General features: G+C 30.6%; 3 protein-coding genes. 1 reads left to right on the forward strand and 2 read right to left on the reverse strand.

The genetic code is table 11. The features are described from left to right. Positions 1 to 235, reverse strand: a 235-nt coding sequence (locus tag FTV41_RS14565; RefSeq protein ID WP_179996749.1) for an NAD(P)H-dependent oxidoreductase, incomplete at its 3' end; no start/stop codon positions are given. Positions 236 to 333: 98 nt separating this feature from the next. Here FTV41_RS14565 and FTV41_RS14570 point away from each other — a divergent pair. Beyond that, on the forward strand, positions 334 to 1,245 hold the full coding sequence (locus tag FTV41_RS14570) for a LysR family transcriptional regulator (protein ID WP_179996750.1): 912 nt from the start codon (positions 334 to 336) through the stop codon (positions 1,243 to 1,245). Positions 1,246 to 1,453: 208 nt separating this feature from the next. Here FTV41_RS14570 and FTV41_RS14575 read toward each other — a convergent pair whose 3' ends face one another. Beyond that, the gene (locus FTV41_RS14575; protein ID WP_179996751.1) at positions 1,454 to 1,687 is read right to left on the reverse strand and encodes a DUF6500 family protein; all 234 of its coding nucleotides are present in this window, start codon (positions 1,685 to 1,687) and stop codon (positions 1,454 to 1,456) included. Positions 1,688 to 1,808: the final 121 nt, after the last annotated feature.

Genomic DNA, 1,808 nt, shown 5'->3' on the forward strand with positions numbered 1-1,808 from the left:
ATTGATCAGTGAGTGCTACTGCTGCTTTTACCTCAGGTTTTTCATTCGCCTCTCCACGTAAGGCATTAAATATCTCTAAGTTTAATACTGGTAAGTTCATAGCTCCTAGATCATGTTCAATTATTTGGTCAACATAACCACTTTGCTTACGTCTATATAAATATTTATTAATGAGCTGATTACTTAGAGATTTTTCCTGCATAAAACTAGATTTGATAACTAAAATTCTGTTCATAGTAAGGTTCCTAATATGAATTTTAATTAGATTATCATTGATAAATTGGATACAAAAGTGATAATAAATCAACTCATTGATTCCCAATTGGAACTAATATGCGTGTTAATGATCTGAAAAGTTTGATGGCATTTATTAGTGTTGTTGAACAAGGAAGTTTTACTAAAGCATCAGAAAAATTACATCTGACTCGTTCCGCTGTCAGTAAGATGATTTCAAAGCTTGAGGTACAGCTCGGAGTAGTACTTTTTAACAGAGATACACGTCATTTAGCTCTCACAGAAGAAGGTAGTATTTTCTATGAACATAGCCAGCGGGCTGTACAAGAATTATTAATAGCTGAGACATTATTTGAAAGTAATAATCAAAATATTCAGGGAATGATACGTATCTCTATGCCTGTATTATTTGGACAAAAGTTCATTGTTCCGATATTAAGAGACTTAGCAGATGAACATCAAAATTTGAATATGGTTCTTTCTTTTAATGATCGTTATATTGATTTAATTGAAGATAATTATGACCTAGTGATAAGAATTGGTAATTTAGAAGATAATAGTCAATTAATGGTTAAAAAGATTTCTGAGCATGCAATGTGGCTCTGTGCCACACCTGAATATTTAAAAAGATACCAGGTTCCTGAGAGCATCAAAGATTTAGATAACCATCAGACTATTGGATATTTGAAAAATGGGCAGCTTGAAAAGTGGATATTTCAAAGTTCTCATCATAAAACTATAAAATATTTGCCAAAAAATAAAGTTCAAATGGATGACATAAAAAGCATATTAGATTATGTACTAATGCATGGAGGAATTGGTTGGTTACCTTCCTGGTTGATTCAAGAATATATACAAAGTGGTCAATTAATACACCTACTTACTAACTATTCAAGTACTAACTATCCTATTCAAATTGTATGGAAAAGATCAAATTTCTTACCAATACGTGTTCGTACTACCATTGATAAAATAGCTTCATCAATACAAAAAGATAGCGTCATTAAATAAGATTTATAAGAGAGGAATTCTAAATTGATAGTAATACAAAATCTTTCTAGTTTAATTTTTAAACACGGATTTATTAAGCTTTCCTAAAATTAACATAATACACGTTATGCGAAATTAGAAAAATGAGTTTATTGCACTGATATTTATCTGTTTTTTAAATTTTAGACCTGGGTTGGTGCCCAGGTTTTTTTATTGCGTATAACAGCCATTATGTTAAGTTAAGCGAAGATTCACTTAAAACAAGAGCTTTAATTTTTACGGCTTTTTCGAAATGATCTAATTTATGTTGCATGATCCACCAATTAGCTGCTTCCATTAAAAGCTCAGGATTATCATTTTTATTCTTGAAAAAGGCATAGAAAGATAAACCTACGCTATCTCCTTTTTTGTCAATTTTTTCATTACATCCATGAATAAATATTTCTCTTAACTCTTTTCTCATGTTTTTAACTTTCTCTAAAATTAATTACGAAGCCCCGATCTAAGATCAGGGCTTTATTTATTTCTACCTTACATTTCAACAAGTATTGATTCGCCTGTAGAACAGTCTCCATTACGCCATT

This window comes from Acinetobacter sp. YH16051 (assembly GCF_013417135.1).
GTDB classification, from domain to species: domain Bacteria; phylum Pseudomonadota; class Gammaproteobacteria; order Pseudomonadales; family Moraxellaceae; genus Acinetobacter; species Acinetobacter towneri.